Below are 23,300 nucleotides of genomic sequence, written 5' to 3' on the forward strand. Positions count from 1 at the left end.
GAGTGCACTTTTTGGATATAAAGTATCATAGATGATACTAAAGGAAGGTGTTTTTGATATGGCTCAAAAGCAGAAAGTCAAAGAAGCAACATGCGAAATAGAAGTAGCATTTGAAGTAATAGGTGGAAAATGGAAACCACTTATTTTGTGGTATTTAGGTGAATATGGAACACTTAGATTTGCTCAGCTGCAACACTTAATTCCTGATATTACTCACAGAATTTTAACAAAACAGCTTCGTGAGCTTGAGGAGTATGGACTTGTTGAGAGAAAGGTCTATCCTGAAGTACCTATTAAGGTTGAGTATACAATAACCGAAAAAGGAAAAGAAGTACTACCTATCTTAGATATAATGTGCGACTGGGCTGATAAGTACAACTATTTTGGATATAAACTAAAGTACTGTCTTTGCAATGAAGATTCCTGTGAGATTGCTCAGGATGATTCCTGAACACAGAGAAAAGCCGCTGGCAAAATTTTAAAATTAAAAAGGGGGATATTTACAAATGTACCTTTTTGTCTATGGCAGCCTTCTTTCTCATAACAGCCACAACTATTTGCTCAAAGGCTGTAAATTTATAGGAAAAGCCATTTTAGAAGGCTTTGGGCTTTACAAGGTAAGCTGGTACCCAGCGATAGTACCAAAAGAAAACTCAAAGGTGCTTGGTGAGGTTTACCAAATTGATCCAAGCACCTTAAAGAAAATAGATGAATTTGAGGATGAGGGTGAGCTTTACAAAAGAAAAGAGGTTGAGGTTATATTAAATGACAACAGGAAAATTAAAGCATGGGCGTATATTTATCTTTGTGATGTTGATGAGAATAACTACATACCATTTGAAAGTCAACCGTGGAATGGATAAAAAATAAAAGTAAACACTAATTTCTAGGACCTGAGGTGACTAAAAGTATCCACCTGAATGTACTTTAATCTTTACTAATTGTAAATAAAAAATAAAGTGTTTACTTCCAAATGACTGGTAAAAAAAGAATTAAACTTTTTTAACTTTTATCATCTAAGGCCGCTTATTAGTTTTCCAACGTTTAATTATTTCAGCAGTCACAATACCTGTTTCTGTTAATTCCCCTTGTTCGTTTAGCAAATTTTCCAATGTTCCTACAAAAAGTCCATCACATCCCAAATCCCAAGCCATTTGAGCTTGTTGGAGCTGTTGTTCAGGATTTGGATTTATTAACCATTCTCCAATTACCTGAAGTCCAAGCTTTTGAAGCTGCTGAATTTCTTCTTTAGTTTGCCATCCAGGAACAATAGAAGTTTGAACAATATCCGCTCGACCAATATTTCTTAAACAACTCATATAAAATACAGGATAACGAGCAGTATAAGGACGTTCTGAATCTCTGATAAAATGCGCTAACCAATACCACATAGAAGGATTGAAATTTTTTGAAACTTCATCACTCAAAATTATACTCATATCCAACAAAGTACCCCTATAAAATTCAACAAAAGTTTTACAATTCAGAGTATCTTCCCAGTAAGGAGGTGGAAAAACTTCATTAAAACTTTTATAATTAGTTCCCCATGCATAATTGAGCTTTTCAATATCTGAATAATGGGATTGTATATATTGTTGATATGCTCCAATAGCATAAGGATCAAAACCCCAAAAGGCATCCCACGGATAAGAAAGTATTCCCTCCATTCCCACTCCAATATCTACTCCATTAACATACTTTAGCAAATCCCTTTCTCTCAAATGTTTGAATAGAGCATTTATGCCCTTTTTTAGTTCTTCTCTAACTACTGGATGCCAGGGCGAACCTCCCCATCGTCCCCAAATTTGGTTTATTTTGTCATCTGCAGTTTTAGGAATTGCCTCTGGATACTTTTCCCAAAACCAATCTGGAATGCCATGAGAATAAAATGATATTATTACTTTTATGCCTGCTTTATGTAGAAGTGGTAAATACTTGTCAATAATCTCAAAATTGTAATTACCGTTTTCGTCTGGCCATGGTATAAAAGGTAAACGATGAGCGTCTATACCTATCTTTGCAGCTGTCCATACACGCTTTGGATTCCCTATTCCGCCCCACGATACAAATCTAATATTTTTTATCCATCCATCCTTTCTGTAAAAATATATTGTATTGTGTTTTATCCCAGATTGCCCTATTACATTATAACTAAAATAATTAAACCAATCAGTTAACACAGATATGATAACTAAGAGTACTATCATTACTCTGGTAATATTATATCTTGCAACTAAACAAAATTTCTTTTCCTTTCCCATCCTGCTTCTCCCCTTTTATGTACTTTTTAATGTTATCTCAATCTCGCAATCCATATTTTTCAATTTCCTTACTCTTTCGGTATATCTTGTATCAAGATTTTTCCTTTTTATTATTTTTGAAACTTGCAACTGTTTTATTCGTTTTAGTTAAACTTGATAAATGAATTTCCAATTATAAAAAGCTTTGTAAAATAATTTTGTTGCGAAATAAGCAAAAAAGATAATTGTTTTATTTTTTATCACAAGTAATTTGTGTTAACAGTTGGAAAATAACCAAAAATTAGTATCGCAATTTAAATTTAAGTTTAAAAATAAGCCGCAAACTTTGAATAATTGTTCCTATGACTTTCATTTTACTTATTCCTTTTTTAAGGTCATATCTGAGAATTATTGGAACTTCATCAAATTTAGCACCAATTTTATGTAATTTAATCAAGTTGTTGAATAAATAATTATACCATTAATGTTATTATATAGAACTATAAATTACTCCACGTGTATTTAAAAGAAAATTTACAGTTTTCAATTTTTTTGAATATAGACCTCTATCAAATAAGTAATCATAATCCAGTCTACATGCTTCTTATATGTTCTAAAACCTCTTAGCCTTACTTGTTCTAAATTGTACTCTCCTTTTAACTTTCCAAATAATCTTTCAATTTTTGTCCTTTGCTTATATAGCCTTTGTCCTTCCTCACTTCTTAAAAATTCCATATTTTTTACCCTCAAAATATTTTTTACATTACTAAAATCCTTACTATTTCTCTTATTTACCGCCGCTACAAACTTTACCTCAAGTCTATCTGCCACCTCAAACAACTTCGCACAATCATAACCTGCATCTGCCAATATTACCTCAAGCCAAATATCTTAGCTTCATACAAAAGTTCTACTACTTTACTGTCATGGATATTTGCACGTGTCAACCACCATACCATAGGTATAACCTCATCTTCAACTGTTGCTAACACATGTAATTTATACCCATTGTAAAAACCTAAACTAACACATACTCCTACTTCTGCCTCTTTGTCATCCCTCGAGCTTCTCAAAGGTGTAGAATCTATAGCACAAACTTTTGTCTGCGGATCTATTTCTCTCACTAAAATTCTTGCTATTCCTTCTATATATTCTTCTTCAATTACTTTTGCCCATTTCGAAAAATATGAATGATCAGGGCTCTTCTCTATCCCTATAGCCTTTTTAAATTCTTCATCTTCATTTATCTTGTATTCTAATTCCCTGAAGCTGTTTATCTTGCTTTTGACTTTGTAAACAAAACAAGCTATTATATGGCTTAGCTTAAATTTCTCCGGTCTTCCTCTCCTGCTGCTTTTTATCTTTAATCCCAAGGCTTTTATTACTTTCTCAATTGTCATAAGTATCTTTAAAAATTTTTGTTTTTGTGTTTTAATAAAATTAGACATTGCCATCCTCCTTAGTTAGGTGTTTTTAGTCTTCTCTTGCTATAATTTTACCTTAAGGAGGATGGCTTTTTATATATATCTATTTATTGTCTTTTCTGTTAATCTGTTTTATTCAACAAGCTAATTTTTTCAATATATTCTGAAAAAAATCGACATAATTTTGAATCTTTAGCATATATCTTATATCAATTACATTTGCTCTTAAAATAACTTTCAATATCAAATTTTGACAACTTAAATGCAACACTAATTGTATTTCTTTTTGAAAACAACCGAAAACTGATTTTTTACTAATATCATCCATAAATAGTTACAATTATCTGATTTAAACTTAATTTCATACATCTAAAACTTCCTTGTAATATTTCACCCTTTTTATTACCTTCCTGTGTAAAAGATAAATAAAAGCAATTAGAAATAACACTATAGAAATCAATTGACTGGGAGAAAAATAACTAGTAATCAAGACACCTCTGTTGTCCCCTCGTGCAAATTCAATAAAAAATCTAAAAATGGGATATGACAGAAAATAGAGCAAAACTCTATTAGATTTGACTTTGTATTTCATTATTAAAAAAAGGACAAAAAGAAATATTGCTTCCACTTCTCTAGTTGGGAATCTTTTGATTTCAAAAATATTGAACAGTTTCCAATCTACTATTTTACCATAACAACAGCCTGCAAACATACATCCAATTCTACCAAATGAATGAAATATTAATAAAGAAGGTATGACACTATTGTAAATCTCTGCGGATTTTTTTACTTTAAACAATTTTAACAATATGTAAGAAATAACAAAAAAACCTATAACACCAAAGTAAAAAGTGAAGCCTGCTTTCTGAAATCTTTCAGATAATGGAAGTTTCAATATGCCCGGTTTAATAAACCAATTTCCTATGTTGGCAAGTATTAATCCACAAAGTGTAGAAAATATGTAAATAGATAGTAAAAATGTCTGCATATTAGGACTAATCTTTTTTTCTCTAAGTTCTTTAATAAATAAATAAACTCCTATTGTAAAACCAATTCCGCCCAATATATTATAAAACGGAATATTAGAATCAATATTTATTGATTTATGCAACTCAACTTCCATTTTTTCACCTTCACTTACTGTACTAGTGAAGTTCAATTTCAGTTATTATTGCTCAACATGTTTAATTTATTTTTCAATTGGGAACTACCTGGAATATTCCAAGTAGCTCCTTTTAATCCTATTTAGCATTAGTGTAGATGATTTTTGTTTTAAAACTTGTTATATCTTATGCCTTTTGAACAAAACAAATAATAGCAGCAATCACATATAAGATCAGTACTATCCACACAAAAATATTTGAAAATAGCGTAGCAAAGAGAGCAATTAGTGCAATAATCGAACTTGCTACAAATATTATTCCCGCAACCTTAGTTTTAGATAAACTTAGAACTCCACCCACAATTCCCCCTATCAGTTGTATAATTCCCATTATCAGGATAAATCCACCAGCAGCCTTAGCGCTTTTCTCATTAGAAGCCGACAATAAAGCGCTTACGCATGATGTACACAAAAAAGATGGCAGGGAAAAAATAGCTCCACATATACCCAAAATTAAAGGAGCAATAGATTTTTGAGACTTTGTCTCCATTTGCGATTACACCCCTTTACATTAGATTTCATAATTCTATTTCCTTAAAACGCTCACCTGTGAGCGTTTTAAGTCACCCTTTATTTGTTAACTTTCTGCCAGTTATTATAGTTGCTAAAATGCATTCTTTTGGCACATATAACTTTGCAACCTAATTAGTTATTTACTTTCATTTTAAATCCCCAGACTGCCTATTTGAGTTTTTAAAATTGAGTTGCCAACTATCAGAAGAATTGGAATCATCAATATATATGCAAAGATTTATTATGTAAATTGCTTGTTAACCTTTGTTTACGCAAATTATTTTCGCTGAACTAAAATTCACTCCCAGATAAAAAAGTACTGCGATGGTCTAAGCTAGGACCACTATCCGTTTCCAAAATATACTGAAATACAATCCTTACTAACACAGCCCAACCAAGAGAAATAAAATTTACTACACTTGCTACAACAGTCATTCTTGAAATTAGCTCTTTTTTTAACAACTTCAAAATTCCATAATATATTGCACAAAATCCTACGAAAAACAAAAATACAACTACCAGTCCTATCAAGAAGTCCCATGCGCTAATATCCTGAGGAAATATTCCTAGTTCGTATACCTTCATTTAACTCCCTAAACAACTTAACTCTTCTTAAAATAATTAGATTTTAAAGAGAGATTAAAAAGAAGGACAAACCAAAATATATTAATCCTGCCTTTATACCTTGTACTTTACTACTTTCCCTACAAACCTTGCAAGGTTTTCAAAAAGAAAATCACATATTGTTGTATATTAAGTATATACTATGTCATTTATTTGTCGATTCAATTGATTATCTTTTTATTGAATTGTATGCTTACTTTCCACTGTATGCATTGTCGCTACCCTTTTCTGTGGCTTGTACCATTAAGACTTAACAAAACTCTCTCATACTGTTTTCGCAGTAGCTCTTCACATACCCTGATTATCTGCAGATTTCCAATTATTCATCTTATTTTTTATACCCTTTTCCTTTTTTAATATTTCTCATTTTTACACGTACAAAATTTGTTTCTCACAAATTCTCATTTACACTTTAGCCCGTAAAGAATACTCTTTTTCTTTTACTAAAATCAGTAAAATATTCTGTTCTATTTCTTTAAAGTTCTAACACTTTTCAAACAATATTCAATTAAAAATCTTATATATTGTTTATATTATATTCATATTATACTAATTCCAAGAAAAATTTTCAATAAAAATTTTTAAAAATCGAAAAAATATTCATTATTTCGTCGTTTTTTTGCACGATACTTAGCACAATTATCTATTGAGAGTAAGGTATAAAAGAGTGAAATTTTTAGGAAAAAGGGCATAGATATTTTGGTTCTTATTCTTATTATTGTATAATGCATTGAAAACTTTTTGAAAAGATTACAATAAATTAAAAAAGCAATTTCAGGGCTATGATAAAAAAGTATTAGAAATTTATTGAACAGTAAGAATTGTAGAGCCAGTATATAAGTGTCAAGGAAAAAATTAATTATACAGGAAGATACAAAAAGTAAAACGTGACATTCCTAGAGCATAGATACACAAGATTAGTGCTTCTTGACTCTATATTATTATGTCTGGTAAGATAAAAATTACTCTCCTTGGGAATTCAGTGAACAAGGAAAAAGCATTAATAGTATTATTAAACAAATATGCTAAAAATTTTATTTAGCAGAAATTTTAAAACGATGTTTATGATAGTTATGATAATGATAAACATCTATGATTTAAAATACAAAAAGGCAAAACTGTATTTAGCTATTGACGATGACTCTTTGGATTTTGGTTCCCAAAAGAGTCTAATATCGATATAATGAAAGGTATTTGAAGTAAACATAACTAAGAGGCAAAGAACCATGAAAGTTTGAACTGGAAACAGTATTTCGAAATATACCAAAATTGAATATGTTTATGATAGCAACAAAAATAGGAAAATTATAGCTATTTCGACTATAGTAAATTTAAATCGTATAATAGGAGTAAAAAGGGCTTGCCCACAATATTACTTAAAAGTGGGAAAAGCCCTTCTTTATTTATCTCACCCTCTCAACCTTTGTGCCTTGGGGTGTGTCCAAAACTATATAGCCTAAACTCTTTAGCTCATCTCGTATCCTGTCCGCTTCAAGAAAGTTTTTAGCTTTTCTTGCCTCATTTCTCTTTTCAACAAGCTCTAAAATCTCTGGTGGAATTTCATCCTTTTTCTCTTCATATTGCTCTAAGATTCCTAAAATGCTGCAAAGCTCTTTTAAAGTGTCTCTTGCCAAAATCAGCACATCTTTTGAGCACGTATTTGCATGTGTATTTATTTCTCTTACCATCTCAAAAAGATATCCTGTTGCCTCGGCAGTGTTGAGGTCATCTTCCATTGCATCTATAAATTTTGCTTTTAGCTCTTTTAAGACAGCTTTAAGTGTACTGTCGCTACTATTTGACGTTGTTCCGTTTTTAATCAAATATTCAAGGTTTTCATAACATGTGTAGATTCTCTTCAGCGCGCTTTCTGCCTGTTCAATCAAATCAAGAGAAAAGTTTAAAGGCTTTCTATAATGAGCTTGAAGCATAAAAAGTCTCAGTGCCTCAGGATGGTATTTTTCGATAATTTCTCTTACAGTAAAAAAGTTCCCAAGCGACTTTGACATCTTTTCATTGTTTATATTCACATACCCATTGTGAAGCCAAAAACGTGCAAAAGGTTTTCCTGTTGCAGCCTCGCTCTGTGCAATCTCATTTTCATGATGAGGAAAGATCAAATCCTGCCCACCTGCATGAATGTCTATAGTCTGCCCAAGGTATTTCATTGCCATAACAGAACACTCTATATGCCAGCCGGGCCTACCCTCACCCCAAGGTGAACTCCAGGCTGGCTCACCTTCTTTTTTAGCCTTCCACAGGGCAAAATCAAGCGGGTCTTCTTTCTTCTCGTTTGGATCAACACGCGCGCCAGCCATCAGCTCTTCAATGTTCTTGTGAGAAAGCTTTCCATATTCTGCAAATTTTCTTGTCCTAAAATACACATCACCATCAACAACATATGCATATCCGTTGTCTATAAGCCTTTGTATCAGGGCTATCATATCTTCTATCTCTTCTGTTGCTCTTGGATTTTTGGTTGCTCGCTTGACATTTAGCCTGTCTGCGTCTTTGTAATACTCTTGTATGAATCTTTCAGCAAGTTCAAAGACGGTTATGCCCTCTTTGTTTGCTCTGTTTATCATCTTATCTTCAATATCAGTAAAGTTTTGGATGTATATAACCTCATAGCCTTTATACTCAAAGTACCGCCTCAAAGTGTCAAATACGATCAAAGGCCGGGCATTGCCAATGTGAATAAAATCATAGACAGTTGGACCACATACGTACATCTTTACTTTGCTTTCTTCTAACGGCTCAAACTCCTCTTTTATCATTGTCAGAGTGTTGTAAAGCTTCATACTCTTTTAATCTCCTTTCGTACTCGGCAAGTTTTTTCTCTAAGTCTTCTATCCTTGCTTCAAGCCTGCAAATTTGCATTGCAAGCGGGTCGGGAAATCTAATCTGGTCAAGCTGTTCTTCAACAGTTGGCTTTTCCTTTTTCTCTTTTCTTACAACCCTTCCTGGTACCCCAACTACTGTTGAGTTGTCTTCAACCTCACGAAGAACAACTGCATTTGCACCGATTTTCGTATTATCCCCCACCTTAAAGGGTCCTAAAACCTTTGCACCAGCACCAATTAAGACATTGTTGCCAATTGTAGGATGGCGCTTACCCTTTTCTTTACCTGTTCCACCTAATGTAACGCCTTGATAAATCAGTACATCATCGCCAATCTCAGCTGTCTCACCAATTACAACACCCATGCCATGGTCTATAAATACACGCCTGCCAATCTTAGCCCCGGGGTGTATCTCAATTCCTGTTTTGTGGCGGGCTCGCTGAGAAATCCAGCGGGCAATAAAGTACATCCTTCTTTGATAAAACCAGTGAGCAATCCTGTGATAAATTATTGCCCAAAGACTGGGGTATAAAAGTGTCTCAAGCCTGCTTTTGCAAGCAGGGTCTTTTTCCATAATGACATCCATCTCTTCTTTTATCATCCTGATGAATTTAAACATACTTCTTCATAACTCCTTCTAAAAAAGTTCAAAATAAATCTACTCTAATTATACCACGTTTTGAAGAATTCCAATCGTTTTAGTATGTTTTCTTTACCCACAATCTCTATTATCTCCACCAGCTCAGGGCCATGGGTTTTACCAGTCAACGCAACTCTTATTGGCATAAACAGGTTTTTGCCCTTGTAACCTGTCTCTTTTTGAATCTCTTTGAAAAGTAGCTTAATAGCTTCTGGAGTTAATTCATTCATCTGCCTTATCTTATTTTCAAACACATTAATTAAATCCTTCACATGATCCCACTTTAAGACCTCTTTTGCCTCATCTTCTTCTATTTTGACTTCATTGTTAAAGAAGATATCAACCCTGTCTTTTATTTGAGATAGATAATCCAGTCCTTCATACACAGATTTTACTATCTTCTTGAGCCATTCAAATTTGGACTTTGCCTCATCTTCATTGATATATCCAGCTTCAACAAAGTATGGTATGCACATCTGGGTAAGTTCATCCAATGATTTTAGTTTAATGTGCTGAGAGTTTATATAATTTAGCTTATCAATGTCAAATATTGCAGGATTTTTGGAAACTCTATCTAATGAGAAATTCTCAATTAGATATTCCATGTCAAATATTTCTTTATCCTCTGGTGGTGACCAGCCAAGTAAAGCCAAGAAGTTTATGAGCCCCTCTTTTAAATATCCTTGATCTTTATACTGTTCGACCCAAGCAGAACCGTGGCGCTTTGACATCTTTGTCCTGTCTTTTCCTAAAATCAAAGACACGTGCGCAAACTGTGGCAAGTCAAACCCAAGTGCGTTGTAAATTAAAATCTGGCGCGGAGTGTTTGAAAGATGCTCTTCACCTCTTATAACATGCGAAATCTTCATCAAGTGGTCATCTATGACAACCGCAAAGTTATATGTGGGAATTCCATCAGACTTGACAATAACAAAGTCGCCAATATCATCGCTTAAAAACTCAACCTCTCCACGCACAAGGTCATGGACAACTATCTTAACACCTTCTGGTACTCTGAACCTGACTGCTGGTTTTCTCCCCTCCTGCTCAAATCTTCTTTTTTGCTCTTCTGTTAAATTCCTGCACTTACCAAGATATCTTGGCATCTGACCTTTTGATAAAAGCTCTTGTCTTTGAGCTTCAAGCTCCTCTTCTGTACAATAACAATAGTATGCGTAGCCTTTTTCAAAAAGCACATCTACATACTTTTTGTAGATATCAACTCTTTCTGTTGATCGATATGGTCCATCTGGACCTCCCACCTCAACTCCTTCGTCCCATTCAATCCCAAGCCACCTTAAACTTTCTATTATGACCTTTTCGGATTCAACTGAAGAACGCTCCAAGTCTGTATCTTCTATTCTCAAGATAAACTTTCCACCATATCTTTTGGCAAAAAGGTAGTTGAAAAGTGCTGTTCTTGCACCGCCAATGTGAAGGTGCCCTGTTGGGCTTGGTGCAAATCTTGTTCTTACTTCCACTGTATACTTCAGTCCTTTCTTTTGAATTTTATGAATTATTTCTGTATCTCAATAGCTCATTTATTTTATCCTTTAGGAAAGAATTAAAAACATATTCTCTTTTTTAAAGTATAATCTTTGAAAATTCTATAGTCAATGCAAAAAACAATAGCTTATTTAATTTTCAATGGACATTTTAAAATCTTCTCAACTTTTTTATATCTAATATCTCGTGGTCTTTTTCATCCTGTTTCTTTTCTTTTTTAGATAATAGTTTTACTTTTTTTCCTGGTTTACGTGTGTCATTAGCCTTTGTGATTAAATCTTTTTTACCAAAATCCATTTTAATTTTTAGATACTTTACTTTTTTCATAGTATTGCATGTTTGAAGGAACAACCTTTCAATCTGAACATACAGTGCAAATCTCCTGATTGCAATTTCTAAAAGAAAAAGAAAAATGCAAAGAATAATAAGAAAATCACTCAAATCCTGCTGAGAGTACACTTCTTTAAGTTTACCCTTATAGATATCTCCGGGATTTTTTACAACTTTTGCATTTGACAGTGCAATAAACTGCTCAAACCTGCTGCTGTCAAAATCCACCCTAAATTCATCAGAGTAATTTATAGAGTATAAAAAGGTGGACATTTTTGTTTTTCCATCTTCAGTCACAAAAGCAACAAAGGTGTAATTCCCCGGCATAAACTCAGCCATTGTTTCAAACTTGTCAGGTGAAGTCCTTTTCATTTTTAACATCTTCTCTGCAGCATTTGGATAGATGCACTTTAGAGTTGCAGTAGCATTGCTTTTAAACTTCCCATTTATACTGACAACAAGCCCTTTTTCCTTTTGCACATCAAAAGTAAAACTGTCATCTTCGGCACCCTTTTCAAGCCATTTGAAAAGATTTGAAAAAAACTTTGAAAATTTGTCCCACATCACCCAGTCACGCGACCAGCTGCCGTTTAAGTCTGAACACCACGCAGCAGTTTTGCCAAGCCCATATCTCCAAACTGTCAAAATGGGCTCATCCTCATCACTTACAAGAAGACTTGTTGCAATATCCTTTTTTGTTGTGGCAATGTAACCATAAAGCGGCGGATATGAAGAAAAGGCAGAGTTTATAAAGTTCGTTTCAACAACCTTAGGGATAAATTTTTTCTCCTTTATATACTTTCCTTTTATAATCTTTGCCTCTTTCAAAAACACATCAATTAGGTTTGAAGCATCCTTGACATAATAAAATCTCCCTGAGGTATATGCTGCCATCCAGCTCAAAATTGGCGCATTTATAGAAGAACCTACGCCAATTGTTGTAATCTTTATATTATTCCTTTTAGCAATACTTGCTGGATATTCATAACCGCCCTCCTCACCATATCCATCAGTGAGAAGAACAATCACCTTGTCTTTAGCTTTAGATTTTCTAAGCGTATTGACAGCTTCAGTTAGCGGTGGAATTATAGCTGTCCCACCACCTATCTGAATTCCGGAGATGTTTTCTATAACCTCATTTTTGCTTTTTAGTTTCCCAAACTTACTTGCCCAGTAAAAGTTATGGTCAAAGGCAATAACACCAACACTATCTGAGCTCTCAAGATGGTCAATCATCTTTGCAGCAGCGCTTTTGGCAATTTCCAATTTGTTTATATTTCCTAAATTACTTTCGCCCATGCTTCTCGAATGGTCAATGACAAGAACCACAGCCACATTTCTTTCCTTCTCTTTGTTTTTAAGCTGCATTTTGACAGGCAACATCTTTTCCAGCACCGAATTTGAATAGTTGCCAAGTGCGTACGAATTTTCACCGCCAATCACCAAAAGTCCGCCGCCCAAGTCCTTTACATACCTTTCGCAATCATTTAAAAATTTGTCGGTCAAATGGTTTTTTGATACATTACACAAAACCACAAATGAATACTGCATAAGTCTATCAAGCCCAAAATCTACATTATCGCTAATTACCATATCATAATCTGCTGAATATGAATCAAGAAGGCTTCTGACATTTTTCACATCATCAATATTCTGGTAAACCACCAAAACCTTCTGTGGCTTTTTGACCTGACACATTGCATATGCAAAATTGTTTTTATCCTCCTCATCATCCTCTGCTTCAATTACACCCTGATACCTGTAAATACCTTCTCTGGGCAGTTTGTCTTTAATCACAAACCTGTTCTCGCCTTTTTCAAGCATTATTTTTTGAGAAAAAATCAAACTGCCATCTCTGAAAATTTTGAGCTGAGCAGATGCAGGATATGTACTGTTTATATTAGCAAATACAGAAAACTCCTGATTTTTAACCACTTTTTGGGGAATTTTGAGACTTGAAAACTGAATATCTTTTTCCTTTTCACTTTTCAAAAGCAAAACTTTCACATCTATGCCATTGTTGTTGAGCAAATCAATAGTAGTCTTTGCATTGCCAACCGTTTCTTTCCCATCTGTCAAAATCACAAGTCTTTTTTGAAAGTCCTTGGGAAATAAATTTGCTGCAAACTTTATGGCATTTTCAATGTTAGTCTCACTTGTATCAACCACTGACCCAAACTCAGAAAATTTAGGATTATTCTTTAAGGAAAATTCCACATTAGTATCCTGTCCAAACACAACCACAGACTGCATTTCATTTGATTTTTTTAGCTTTATCGCTTTTTGGATAAAGTCTTTCATCTTATCAATGTTTTTGGCATTACTATCCGACAGGTCTGCAAGGTAAATAGTTGCAACTTTGTTTGATGATATTGTAAGCTTTGGTATTGAAAGTGCTAATATAATAAGAAGGAATATAACAATCCTCAGAACAACAACAAACTTTTTCCCTAAGCCTTCTTTATAAAACCTTTTTGACAGAAGCCAAATAACTACTCCTAAAATGGGTATTAACAATAAAATAAGCGGTCTTTCAAGACTTATTCTCATTCATAAACACCATCCACTCAAAAGTCAAAAATATTAGCGATAGTATCAATAATATATCCTTCAAGAGATACGGAACTTTAGCATTGGTCTTTGCACCAGTTTCCGAAAAAGCTAAAGTAGCATCTGTCTTTTTTTCTTCAGATTCATCCAGAGCATAAGTAGGATAATTTACTGCAAATTTGTAGCTTGTGTTATTACTTAAATTCAAGGTATAAACTCCCAACCGGTCGTTTTTAGGAAGAATCAAAGGGTATGAAGCAAAATTCACAACTTCCCTTTTATTACTGGGTAGAATAATTTCAGCTTTTCCATCTGTATACGAAAAAACTTTTATTTCCTCGCCTGGATAGAATGTCATCTTCTCAAATGGCTGGTTCCCCCTAACAAAGTTATTTTTGATGTTGGTTATTAATATGGGAAAAGAGACTTTCAGCGGAAGGTCACTGTCGTCAATTGCAAAGCCAATTAATACTGTAGGGAGGTTTTTTACTATACCAAAAGAAATAACCGGTTTGCCGAAAAGTTTTGCAACAGGTTCAAGTCTTTTATCATCAATTGAGATTGCTTTTTGAACAGCAAATTCCATTCCATCAATGTTTCTTGAAATACTAGACTTTACAAATCTCGCATACCCCTCAATGTCTGTCTTATTTCCTATTGATACTCCTAATAGTTTAGATACATCTTTGTCTTTAGATAAAATGAATATACAAGCTCCCTTTTTAGGAAACTTTTGAGGAACAATACCGTCAAATACGTATATATCAAAGCCATCAGCTATATTTTTTACATCTTGTAACTTGTACAGCTCAACATCATCAAAAGCTGAAAATGCCTTTTCCAAGAAAAAGTTTCCTTTGCCAACATACAAAACTTTCTTTTTAGTTGGCGGTGGGGCTAAAATTGTCCAAAAAATATTGTCTTCTCTTAAGCGGTCAGGATAGTTTATCCTTGCCCATACAACCTTGTAATTCCCTTTTATTTTCTCAAAAATCACACTCTCAGACTGCTTTGGCAAAAGCATCACGCTTTTTACACCAACAAGTTTTTGGTCTGCAAAAAGCTCAATCTCAAAACTTGCTCTCTTCAGTCCCCTGTTTGTAACCACCACAGCTGCATCAAATCCATCTTTGAAAGCAGAAAGTGAAACATTGTCTATACTAACATTATCATCTGGTTTTGGAAACTCAAATACATGTAGGTTATCTTGTACTTTTACCTTTTTGTCTGTAAACAAAAAGAAAGTATAACTTGAGGTATCAAACAATTTTGAAATAACATTGATACTTTCTTTTAAGTTTGTGACATAATAGGTTGGCAGCACTTTACCAATAGAAATTTTTGCAAAAGAGGGAGAAACATCTTTTGCCAAAACCTCAATGCTATCAGAAAATGTGACAATGCTCACCTTAGAGTCTTTGAACAGTGTATCTAAAATACTTCTTGCAATTTCTTTAGATTTTTCAAGATAGGTTTTGTTGTCATGTGTCAAGCAGTTCATTGTACTACCCACATCAAATGCAAAAATGACCTTCTTTTTGGTGTCTGTAATAGAAATATATGGACCTGCAAGATTTAGTGAAAATGCAGCAAGTGTTAAAATCCCCAGTATTAAAAGAAGGCTTAGTCTCAGTTTTTGTGCCGGTTTTGATACCCTCTTTTGTTTTTTTAACCTTTCCCACAAATAAGTGCTGGAAATGACCACCTTTTTATATTTTGGTCTTATCATGTACAACACAACAAGTACAGGTATGCTCAAAAGAAACAGTAAATACAGCGGCTGTGTGAATCTCATTTTTATACTCCAACCATCCCAAACAAGATTTTATTTAGATTATCAGATGTCAAAATCTCATAAAACCTTCCATTTGCTTTTTGAACCAGCTCTTTCAATGTATTTTGAAGATTTCTTAACTCTTGCTGATACCATTTGATTAAGGCATCAGAAATCTCAATATTGACCTTTTTATTACTTTCACTATCAATAAGCTCGCAAAATGAATAATCAAATTGAGGAAACACTTCAAGCCTGTCTAACACCTGACAGCAATATACAAACGAAGACTTTCTCAAAAGAATTTTCAAAACATTCTCTGCACCTTCGAATAAAAAGTCAGAAAAGATAAATGAAATACTTTTTCGCGGAATAAAGACATTTTTGATATTATCAAAATTTGCCAAACCTTCAAATTGTGCATCCTCCAAGAACTTTACAATCTTTGCAAAACTTTGCTTGCTTTTAAAATGACCTGAGTGCAAAATATGGTCCTCTTTGACCAAAAATATATTGACACCATCAAGTTGCGACAAAGCAATATAACAAAGGCATGCAACAAGCGCTTTTGCCATATCACCCTTTTTTGTGGTGCTACCAAAGTCCATTGATTTTGACATATCAATAAAAAAATTATATGTTGTTTGTCTTTCTTGCTCAAAAAGTTTAACATAAAGTCTTTGAGTTGCTGCATATATCTTGAAATTCACCTTTCTAAAGTCATCACCCGGTATGTATTCCCGATGGTCACTGAACTCAAGGGAATTCCCACGCCCTTTTGCTTTCTGCTGACCTTCAAATTGCGAAGTTATACTTATATTAAATTCGAACTTCAAATTGCTGATACTTGCAAGAAGCTTGTCATCAACAAGTCCGCCAAACATTAAAATATCACCACTTTTGCTTATAACCTTTTTACCATTCTTTAAGACTTTGCAAAATCTCCTCAACAATATCAGCAGGTTTTTTACCTTCTGAGATTGCCTCAAAGTTAAGTCCAATTCTGTGGCAAAGAACGCTTTTAGCCAAACTTTTAATATCATCAAATGCAACATTCGGCCTTCCTTCAAATAGTGCATTTGCCTTTGCACCTAAGACAATGTGCTGTAAAGCCCTTGGACCTGCTCCAAACCTCAAGTATTTTTTTGCAATCTCATTTTGCTCTATATGTGGCTGTGTACTCATAACAAGCCTTGCAGCATACTCCAAAACTGGCCTTGCAATCGGTACTTTTCTGATTATCTCTCCAATTTGAATTATCTCTTGTGCCTCAATTATTTTATTTGGCTCTGGCATTTGACTTTCAGTTGTCAGGTTGACAATTTCAATCATCTCATCAAAGCCAGGAAGTGGAACATCCACTTTAAACATGAACCTATCCTGCTGTGCTTCAGGAAGTGGATATGTCCCTTCCTGTTCAAGAGGATTTTGCGTTGCAAGCACAAAAAACGGCTCATCAAGCTTGTAAGTTGTGCCCATAACAGTGACGGTTTTTTCTTGCATGGCTTCTAACAATGCCGATTGCGTTTTTGGTGTTGCTCTATTTATCTCATCAGCCAGAATGATATTAGCAAATATCGGACCTTTTTGAAACGTAAAATTTAAAAAACCATCTTTGTCTTTGGAAATTATATTTGTACCCACAATGTCTGATGGCATTAAGTCAGGAGTAAATTGTATTCTGGAAAACTTGAGGTTTAAAACTTTTGCAATTGACTTTACCAAATGAGTCTTTCCCACGCCTGGCAGACCCTCTAAAAGAACATTTCCGCCGCAGAAGATAGCAATTAAGACCTTTCTGATAATATCTTTTTGCCCAATTATGACTTTGGTAATTTCACCTTCTATCTTGTTTAAAACTTCCATTGTATATTCAATATTCTGTAAAATCAAATCCATCTCACCTCGAATTTTCTAAGCTTTCAAAATACCTCTTTGTTATCTCTTTTGCCCATGCTGGAACTTCATCAGTTTCAAGATACTCGTTTGCCTCTTTTTTGTACTCTGAAAAAACACTGTTAAAGTTAAGCTTTTGGCCTCTTTCACCAACTCCCTCTTTCTGGACCAGCTTCCCACTTTCCTTGCCAGTATTAAGTACAGCTTGGTTTGAAGCCTCTATATCATGTAGATTTTTTGTAAAAATTTGCGGTGGTGATACCAAAGAAGATGTCGGTGGAATTGCTGCACCAAGCCCTCCTCTTTCATTTCCTATATTATCCATCTGTACTTGCCCAGCTCTGCCTGTTGACTGCTGGCTGCCAGCCTGTCCATCGCCGGTACTATTCCTTGAGTTGCCTTGTTGATTTCCTCTCCCTCCTCCGTTTGCTGTATTATTACTGCTGTCTTGTTGGCCCGTGCTACTTAGCTCTCCACTGCTGCTTGAGCTGTCCTGATTTTGCGAAGAACTTGAACTGATTGATGCTCTCTCAGAAGACTCTTCTGCTACCCCTGTTTTTGTCTGAGAACCTTGAGCAGAATCTTTATTATTAGAACTATCTTTTTCAGTGGTATCTTGTCCATTTGATAAAGATGAATTTGAAACTTTGCCATTGTTTTTAGCTGAAGAATTTTTTAAAGTAACAGCCCCATTTCTTTTTTGACCAAAACTTTCTCCTTTGGCAAGATAATCTTGAAGTCTGGTTGCAGCAGAAACAAGCACAGAAGCTTTTAAATTTTCCTTTTTCAAATTTTCAAGCAAAAACCACGCCTTCTGCTTTGCAAGGTTCATTTCACCTTTGGACTTTGCAATTTTTATCTCTTTTTTCATCTTCATGATAATTTCATCTATTTTTCTTTTTTCTAACCCATTTAGTTTTAGATTTTTGAAAACCTCTTTTTTGACACCTTCAATTTTATTTATTTCATTTTTCTTCTCAACATTCAAAACGTGCAGCCTTTCTGCCTCTTTCATCTTCGGATTGGGAATGCTAAGAATTACTGTAAATGACAAAACTACAAATAGAGCAGCTGCCCATTTTCTTACATCAAGCTGTGGTTTTATAACCTTTCTCAAATCTATGTTTCTAATTATATGGGCAGCTGAGCTTTTGACATACTTAGAAATCTCATCACAGCTGTCAATTAATTCTAAGGAAGTTGTAATTATCTCTTTAAATCCAAAGCTGTCAATCAAGAGTGCTGTTTTTTCAAGCGAGGGTTTGCTTTTAATAATGTAAATTAAATAACCAAGAAAAAGAAATATACTAATTCCTATTTGAAAATGCCATTTAAAATACACTGGCACTTTTCTTGACAAAAACTCTATTATTAAGTTCTGCACAGAACAAATTACAACAAATATCCAGAGCTTAGATAAAAATATGCAAAACATTTGCCTTTTTTGCACTCTTTTTAAAAATTCCAAAATCAAATCTCCGCCATCTTTCATTTTCAGACACCTTTAGCCCTTGTGTCTTTTCTGAAAAATCCTCTTCTTAGAGGATTTAAAAAGTAACTACTTAGAGCTATGTTAATAAATGTTCCTATCAAACAAAGCAAAAAGTGAACTTGGTAACCTTTTACTTTATAACTATATGTAAAAAACAAGTCGCTTCTTCCAATTTGGGTAAATATATATTCTACCAACGCAAAAAGAGGGCTCAAAGAGGTAAGCAAAAGTTTTATCAAATCAGCCTTCCTTGGCGGCTGAGATGGTAAAGCACTAATTACATCTGATAAAGCTACTACTGAAATGTAACTTATTAATACTACAACAACCACAAAGACAATTACCACTACTGTTGCACCAATACTTCTTTTGAGTATTGTGGACATTAAAAGTCCTAAGGATCCATAAAATAAAATCAACACAAAAATATATACAAACATGCCCAATATATCTTGAAATTTCATAAGCCCATAAAGATAAAGTAAAGCATATACCGGAAAGGTAGCAAAAAATAGAATTATAACCTCACCTGCCGCTGCAATCATCTTGCCTATTACTATTTCAAAGTTGCTCATGGTAGTTGAAAGAAGAATGTCAAGAGTTTGATTTTCTCTTTCCTTAGCTATCGCCTGTGAGGTTAAAATAACCATCAACATACCAAAAAAAGCTATTAAAAGGATAATTAAAAATATCTGAAAGCCTATTGCATTAGTTTTATAAATTTCAACCTCAACAAACTCCTTGGCAAAGTTTTTCAAAAAAATAAAACTGAAAACTGTTATCAATAAAAGCCAGCCTGCCAGCGTCAAAGCAAATTTCATGCTTCTTGTTCTTTGTTTTATTTCCTTTGTAACAATTGGATTTGCAAATATTGATCTTAAAAATCTTTTTATTTTTTGCAAAACCTCATCACTCCTCTACCCTATAAAATTCTCAGTTTTCAACCTCTTGAATTGCTTTCATAAACGCCTCTTCCAAACTGCCTTCAACAAGTCCTACTTCACATACTCTTGCTCCCCTGTCAATCAAGCCTTTTATAAGCAAGAACATATCATTATCATCACCGTCAAAACTCAAAATGTAGCCATTTTCTATTACCTGAACATTCGACACAGCAGGAAATTCCTTAAATACTGTAAGTGCTTCTTCAAAATCCTCTGCAAATCTTACCTTTATCCTCTTTGTTCCATGAGCTAACATCGTAATTTGTGCAATATCGCCTTGAGCAACCATCCTACCCTGATTTATTATGCCAACATGTGTACAAAGTTCAGAAAGCTCTGGTAAGATATGTGAACTTATTATAATCGTCTTTCCCATATCTTTTAGGTTTTTTAATATCTCTTTCATCTCAATTCTTGACTGTGGGTCCATTCCAGAAGCCGGTTCATCAAGCACAAGAAGCAAAGGATTGTGAATAAGACATCGTGCTAAGCACAGTCTCTGTTTCATACCACGCGAAAGGGAGTCAACAAAGTCATATTTTTTATCTGTCAAGCGGACAAGTTCAAGAAGGTCATCTGTTATTTTCTGAGCTTTTGTACCTTTTATTCGGTATGCGTGGGCAAAAAATTCTAAATATTCATTCACTTTAAGATTGTCATACACACCAAAAAAGTCAGGCATATAACCAATTAGCGCCTTTACTTTGCTTAAGTTTTTGGAGATGTCCATACCATTAATTTTAACACATCCACCGTCTGCTCTTAAAAGCCCGCACATAATCTTCATTGTTGTTGTTTTTCCAGCACCATTTGGACCAACAAATCCAAATATTTGACCTTCTTCAACCGAAAACGAAAGATTGTCAACAGCCTTTTTCTTCCCATAAAACTTTGTCAAACCTTCTATCTCCAAAAGCGGCATTTTTACTTTCCACCACCTTCTACAGAAATAAGAGGAATGCTTGCAACTGAAGAATTATCAAATCCAACTACCTTAATGCGTAATTTTCCTCTATAAAGATATTTGCCAAAATCACTTTCTGAAATTAAGATAGCCTTGCTCAAATCAACTCTATCCCATTTCTTGCTTTTGAAGTTGTAAATAAATTCATTTACATTATTTCTCCCATACAATGAATCATTTCTGACCGAGACCTTTTTAACATCTTCTAAAACACTTGCAACGTTGTACTCTATCTCTATCTCTCCTTTTCCATAATAAGATACTTGAACACCCGGTCCATAGGAAGTTGAATTTTGGAATGTATTTTTAATAATTACCGGAACTATAATGCCATAAGGAATAACCATTTTTCCATCAACAAGCCACGTTGGTTTTATGTCAACTCTGAAAATTGCTTCACCTCTGGTTTTCACCAATTTAGAATTTACTTTTAACTGCGAATCATTGAAATTTCTGATATAACCTATTGCATAAAAATTTGAATAATTATTTTCTGGTATTGATGTTATACAAAGGTCTACTAACCTATTAATGTACATATAGTTTAATTGTCTGTTCTTGTTAAAATTATAAAGCTGGTTTCTAATTCCATTTGCAATATCAGTGCCTATATTTGAAAAGGACTTTACAACCTTAGCATAGGGTTTTAGATTCTCTACATAAGCCATGTTGTTAGACAAAAATACAAACAAATGGTTAATTTCATAGTTTGATTTATTTTCTATCTCTACAGATGGTTTTAAAATATCCTTTAAATTTAACTTCATCTCAACTAAAGGACTGGGAAGTTCATAAGTTTCTAAGTCCCTTACAAACTTTACAGAAAATGCTGGAACATTTTTAAAGATAATCTTTTCCCATGGATAATACTCAAAATCATTTGCATAATCCCTGTTCACAACAAATGCTTTGAAAGATTTGACCAATGGCTCTATCTTTTGACTGTTAGCACCTTCAATTTCTAAGTTAGTCTTAAGTGGTGTAAAAATCTGGTAATACTTATTCGCTATATATCCTTTCCTGTCGGTGTTGTAAACAATAAAGTTTGTTTCTGTAATGCTTGGCTGTTTAATTTTATACACATTAGCAACACCAAATATAACTCCTGTCCAAACTATACTTCCAAACAATATAAATTGCCATGTAAGGTGACGTCTATTAAACTTTTTTAGTATCAAATAGTTCCCAAAGCTAATTACAAAAATGTATATAACTATCAAAATAATTATCAAACCATTCTGAGGCCATTTTACGTTTACTGCTAAATTGTAAATTGAGTTACTTACACCCAAGGAGTAAGAGTAAGAGGTAGAATTTGTAATAATCCCTTGAAAAAACTTTGAATATTCAGAATAACAACTTTGTAGTAGAAACCCTAATAATTTATCTCTCTTTTCTGCCGGTATGTCCATTTCAAATGGGTCAAATGAGGTTACCAGCACAACGCCATTGCCAATTATCTTTCGCTGAATATGTAACTGACTTATCTTTTCTCCATCTTTTAAAACAAAATCCACAAATCTTGTATCATTCAAGACAATATCTTCTGAATTTTCTTTATCCACCTCGACAGAGGTATAATTGACCTGTTGTTCATCTATATTAAGACTGATATCTCCCTTTTTAATACCCATAATTTTCCCTTCTAAAAAGTTATCTTTAAAAATTGACAAATTCTTTTGATAATTTTCTCCCAAGAATATAATTAACTTGCCACCTCTAATAATATAATTTTTTAACGCTCTGTATTGATCAGCAGAAAGATTTGAAGTTTTATAATTATGAATTATTATGGTATCAAATCTCTCTAATAACGATGAGGTTATAGGAAAATTTGAACTATCCAATAAAACCACAGTGATACTGCTTGTTGCTTGTTGAGATGGCTTTATCAAATATTTTACTTTATCCTTTTGGTCTGAAAGAAGACCAATGCTCAAATTATATCCTTTCTTAGGCGGGACTATCTGCTTGTTTAAAATCACATCTCCTTTTGAATTGTAAATTTTAACATATATTGCAGAATATATCATGTCGCCAAAACACATGGGTAGAATAATAGACTTTTTTGAATTTGCTGCAAGCTCAAATTCCTTTGAAAAACTAAACTTTTTTTCCTTTGGTCTTGAAGCTACCGGAGTGGCAAATGCGTCATTTTTGGGCTCCCACCATTCAACAGAAATTTTGCCCTTGAAGTAGTCTTGACTTTTGTTTTGTAAAGTTATCTTAAGCTCAATTAAATTGTATAAATTTACTTTGTTATCAATTCCATATTCAATATTGGTAATTTCTATACTGTTATTAGCATATGTAATACTCTCTCCTATCAGTAAAAACAAAAAAATAAATAAGACAACAACCAGCCTTTTTCTCATCTGTTTAATCTCCTTTCGCACAG

General features: G+C 33.7%; 18 protein-coding genes and 1 pseudogene. 3 read left to right on the plus strand and 16 right to left on the minus strand.

What is annotated here, in order from left to right; all coding sequences use genetic code 11:
- Window positions 1–58 precede the first annotated feature (58 nt).
- Together ELD05_RS11335 and ELD05_RS11340 are read left to right on the plus strand one after the other, a co-directional pair.
- Window positions 59–451, plus strand: coding sequence for a winged helix-turn-helix transcriptional regulator (locus ELD05_RS11335; protein ID WP_127352510.1), 393 nt, complete (start codon window positions 59–61; stop codon window positions 449–451).
- A 55-nt stretch (window positions 452–506) separates the two neighbouring features.
- On the plus strand, window positions 507–863 hold the full coding sequence (locus tag ELD05_RS11340) for a gamma-glutamylcyclotransferase family protein (RefSeq protein WP_127352511.1): 357 nt from the start codon (window positions 507–509) through the stop codon (window positions 861–863).
- 153 nt (window positions 864–1,016) lie between these two features.
- Here ELD05_RS11340 and ELD05_RS11345 read toward each other — a convergent pair whose 3' ends face one another.
- The 5 genes and pseudogenes from ELD05_RS11345 to ELD05_RS11365 form a co-directional block, all read right to left on the minus strand.
- A complete protein-coding gene (locus ELD05_RS11345; RefSeq protein WP_206516884.1) occupies window positions 1,017–2,261 on the minus strand; it encodes a beta-galactosidase in 1,245 nt (414 codons plus the stop codon).
- Window positions 2,262–2,740: 479 nt separating this feature from the next.
- Window positions 2,741–3,688: pseudogene (locus ELD05_RS11350) on the minus strand (transposase).
- A 337-nt stretch (window positions 3,689–4,025) separates the two neighbouring features.
- Complete coding sequence (locus ELD05_RS11355; RefSeq protein ID WP_127352512.1) at window positions 4,026–4,787, minus strand: prolipoprotein diacylglyceryl transferase; 762 nt, start codon at window positions 4,785–4,787, stop codon at window positions 4,026–4,028.
- A 166-nt stretch (window positions 4,788–4,953) separates the two neighbouring features.
- Complete coding sequence (locus ELD05_RS11360) at window positions 4,954–5,316, minus strand: hypothetical protein (protein WP_127352513.1); 363 nt, start codon at window positions 5,314–5,316, stop codon at window positions 4,954–4,956.
- A gap of 314 nt (window positions 5,317–5,630) precedes the next feature.
- Entirely contained in the window at window positions 5,631–5,924 is a 294-nt protein-coding gene (locus ELD05_RS11365; RefSeq protein ID WP_127352514.1) for a hypothetical protein, read from the minus strand.
- A 1,097-nt stretch (window positions 5,925–7,021) separates the two neighbouring features.
- On the opposite strand from ELD05_RS11365, the gene ELD05_RS14820 reads away from it, so the two are divergent.
- Window positions 7,022–7,147, plus strand: a complete 126-nt coding sequence (locus tag ELD05_RS14820; protein WP_277601416.1) for a hypothetical protein — start codon at window positions 7,022–7,024, stop codon at window positions 7,145–7,147.
- 219 nt (window positions 7,148–7,366) lie between these two features.
- Here the strand turns inward: ELD05_RS14820 and cysS are convergent, their stop codons facing one another.
- The 11 genes from cysS to ELD05_RS11420 form a co-directional block, all read right to left on the minus strand.
- The gene (gene cysS, locus ELD05_RS11370; protein WP_127352515.1) at window positions 7,367–8,764 is read right to left on the minus strand and encodes a cysteine--tRNA ligase; all 1,398 of its coding nucleotides are present in this window, start codon (window positions 8,762–8,764) and stop codon (window positions 7,367–7,369) included.
- Window positions 8,721–9,425, minus strand: coding sequence for a serine O-acetyltransferase EpsC (gene epsC, locus ELD05_RS11375; RefSeq protein WP_127352516.1), 705 nt, complete (start codon window positions 9,423–9,425; stop codon window positions 8,721–8,723). Before epsC ends, cysS begins: the two co-directional genes overlap by 44 nt.
- Window positions 9,426–9,469: 44 nt before the next feature.
- Window positions 9,470–10,927 (minus strand): glutamate--tRNA ligase, encoded by a 1,458-nt coding sequence (gene gltX / locus ELD05_RS11380; RefSeq protein WP_127352517.1) that lies wholly within the window; start codon window positions 10,925–10,927, stop codon window positions 9,470–9,472.
- Window positions 10,928–11,102: 175 nt separating this feature from the next.
- Complete coding sequence (locus tag ELD05_RS11385; RefSeq protein ID WP_127352518.1) at window positions 11,103–13,832, minus strand: VWA domain-containing protein; 2,730 nt, start codon at window positions 13,830–13,832, stop codon at window positions 11,103–11,105.
- Window positions 13,816–15,627, minus strand: coding sequence for a vWA domain-containing protein (locus ELD05_RS11390; protein ID WP_127352519.1), 1,812 nt, complete (start codon window positions 15,625–15,627; stop codon window positions 13,816–13,818). Before ELD05_RS11390 ends, ELD05_RS11385 begins: the two co-directional genes overlap by 17 nt.
- A gap of 2 nt (window positions 15,628–15,629) precedes the next feature.
- A complete protein-coding gene (locus ELD05_RS11395) occupies window positions 15,630–16,595 on the minus strand; it encodes a DUF58 domain-containing protein (RefSeq protein WP_241243699.1) in 966 nt (321 codons plus the stop codon).
- Entirely contained in the window at window positions 16,522–17,505 is a 984-nt protein-coding gene (locus ELD05_RS11400; protein WP_127352521.1) for an AAA family ATPase, read from the minus strand. Before ELD05_RS11400 ends, ELD05_RS11395 begins: the two co-directional genes overlap by 74 nt.
- Before the next feature lies 1 nt (window position 17,506).
- The gene (locus ELD05_RS11405) at window positions 17,507–18,994 is read right to left on the minus strand and encodes a hypothetical protein (RefSeq protein ID WP_127352522.1); all 1,488 of its coding nucleotides are present in this window, start codon (window positions 18,992–18,994) and stop codon (window positions 17,507–17,509) included.
- Between the two features lie 2 nt (window positions 18,995–18,996).
- Window positions 18,997–19,896, minus strand: coding sequence for an ABC transporter permease (locus ELD05_RS11410; RefSeq protein ID WP_127352523.1), 900 nt, complete (start codon window positions 19,894–19,896; stop codon window positions 18,997–18,999).
- Window positions 19,897–19,927: 31 nt separating this feature from the next.
- Window positions 19,928–20,860, minus strand: a complete 933-nt coding sequence (locus ELD05_RS11415; RefSeq protein WP_127352524.1) for an ABC transporter ATP-binding protein — start codon at window positions 20,858–20,860, stop codon at window positions 19,928–19,930.
- Window positions 20,861–20,862: 2 nt separating this feature from the next.
- Entirely contained in the window at window positions 20,863–23,277 is a 2,415-nt protein-coding gene (locus tag ELD05_RS11420) for a hypothetical protein (RefSeq protein WP_127352525.1), read from the minus strand.
- Window positions 23,278–23,300: the final 23 nt, after the last annotated feature.

It is taken from the genome of Caldicellulosiruptor changbaiensis (genome assembly GCF_003999255.1).
GTDB lineage: Bacteria > Bacillota > Thermoanaerobacteria > Caldicellulosiruptorales > Caldicellulosiruptoraceae > Caldicellulosiruptor > Caldicellulosiruptor changbaiensis.

Excerpts from the sequence above, each read along its gene's own strand:
- ELD05_RS11345 (WP_206516884.1), bottom strand. The coding sequence starts at position 2,261 with ATGGGAAAGGAAAAGAAATTTTGTTTAGTTGCAAGATATAATATTACC.
- ELD05_RS11390 (WP_127352519.1), bottom strand. The coding sequence starts at position 15,627 with ATGAGATTCACACAGCCGCTGTATTTACTGTTTCTTTTGAGCATACCT.
- ELD05_RS11405 (WP_127352522.1), bottom strand. The coding sequence starts at position 18,994 with ATGAAAGATGGCGGAGATTTGATTTTGGAATTTTTAAAAAGAGTGCAA.
- ELD05_RS14820 (WP_277601416.1), top strand. The coding sequence starts at position 7,022 with ATGTTTATGATAGTTATGATAATGATAAACATCTATGATTTAAAATAC.
- ELD05_RS11400 (WP_127352521.1), bottom strand. The coding sequence starts at position 17,505 with ATGGATTTGATTTTACAGAATATTGAATATACAATGGAAGTTTTAAAC.
- epsC (WP_127352516.1), bottom strand. The coding sequence starts at position 9,425 with ATGTTTAAATTCATCAGGATGATAAAAGAAGAGATGGATGTCATTATG.
- ELD05_RS11335 (WP_127352510.1), top strand. The coding sequence starts at position 59 with ATGGCTCAAAAGCAGAAAGTCAAAGAAGCAACATGCGAAATAGAAGTA.
- ELD05_RS11420 (WP_127352525.1), bottom strand. The coding sequence starts at position 23,277 with ATGAGAAAAAGGCTGGTTGTTGTCTTATTTATTTTTTTGTTTTTACTG.
- ELD05_RS11415 (WP_127352524.1), bottom strand. The coding sequence starts at position 20,860 with ATGCCGCTTTTGGAGATAGAAGGTTTGACAAAGTTTTATGGGAAGAAA.
- ELD05_RS11385 (WP_127352518.1), bottom strand. The coding sequence starts at position 13,832 with ATGAGAATAAGTCTTGAAAGACCGCTTATTTTATTGTTAATACCCATT.
- ELD05_RS11365 (WP_127352514.1), bottom strand. The coding sequence starts at position 5,924 with ATGAAGGTATACGAACTAGGAATATTTCCTCAGGATATTAGCGCATGG.
- ELD05_RS11355 (WP_127352512.1), bottom strand. The coding sequence starts at position 4,787 with ATGGAAGTTGAGTTGCATAAATCAATAAATATTGATTCTAATATTCCG.
- ELD05_RS11360 (WP_127352513.1), bottom strand. The coding sequence starts at position 5,316 with ATGGAGACAAAGTCTCAAAAATCTATTGCTCCTTTAATTTTGGGTATA.
- cysS (WP_127352515.1), bottom strand. The coding sequence starts at position 8,764 with ATGAAGCTTTACAACACTCTGACAATGATAAAAGAGGAGTTTGAGCCG.
- ELD05_RS11340 (WP_127352511.1), top strand. The coding sequence starts at position 507 with ATGTACCTTTTTGTCTATGGCAGCCTTCTTTCTCATAACAGCCACAAC.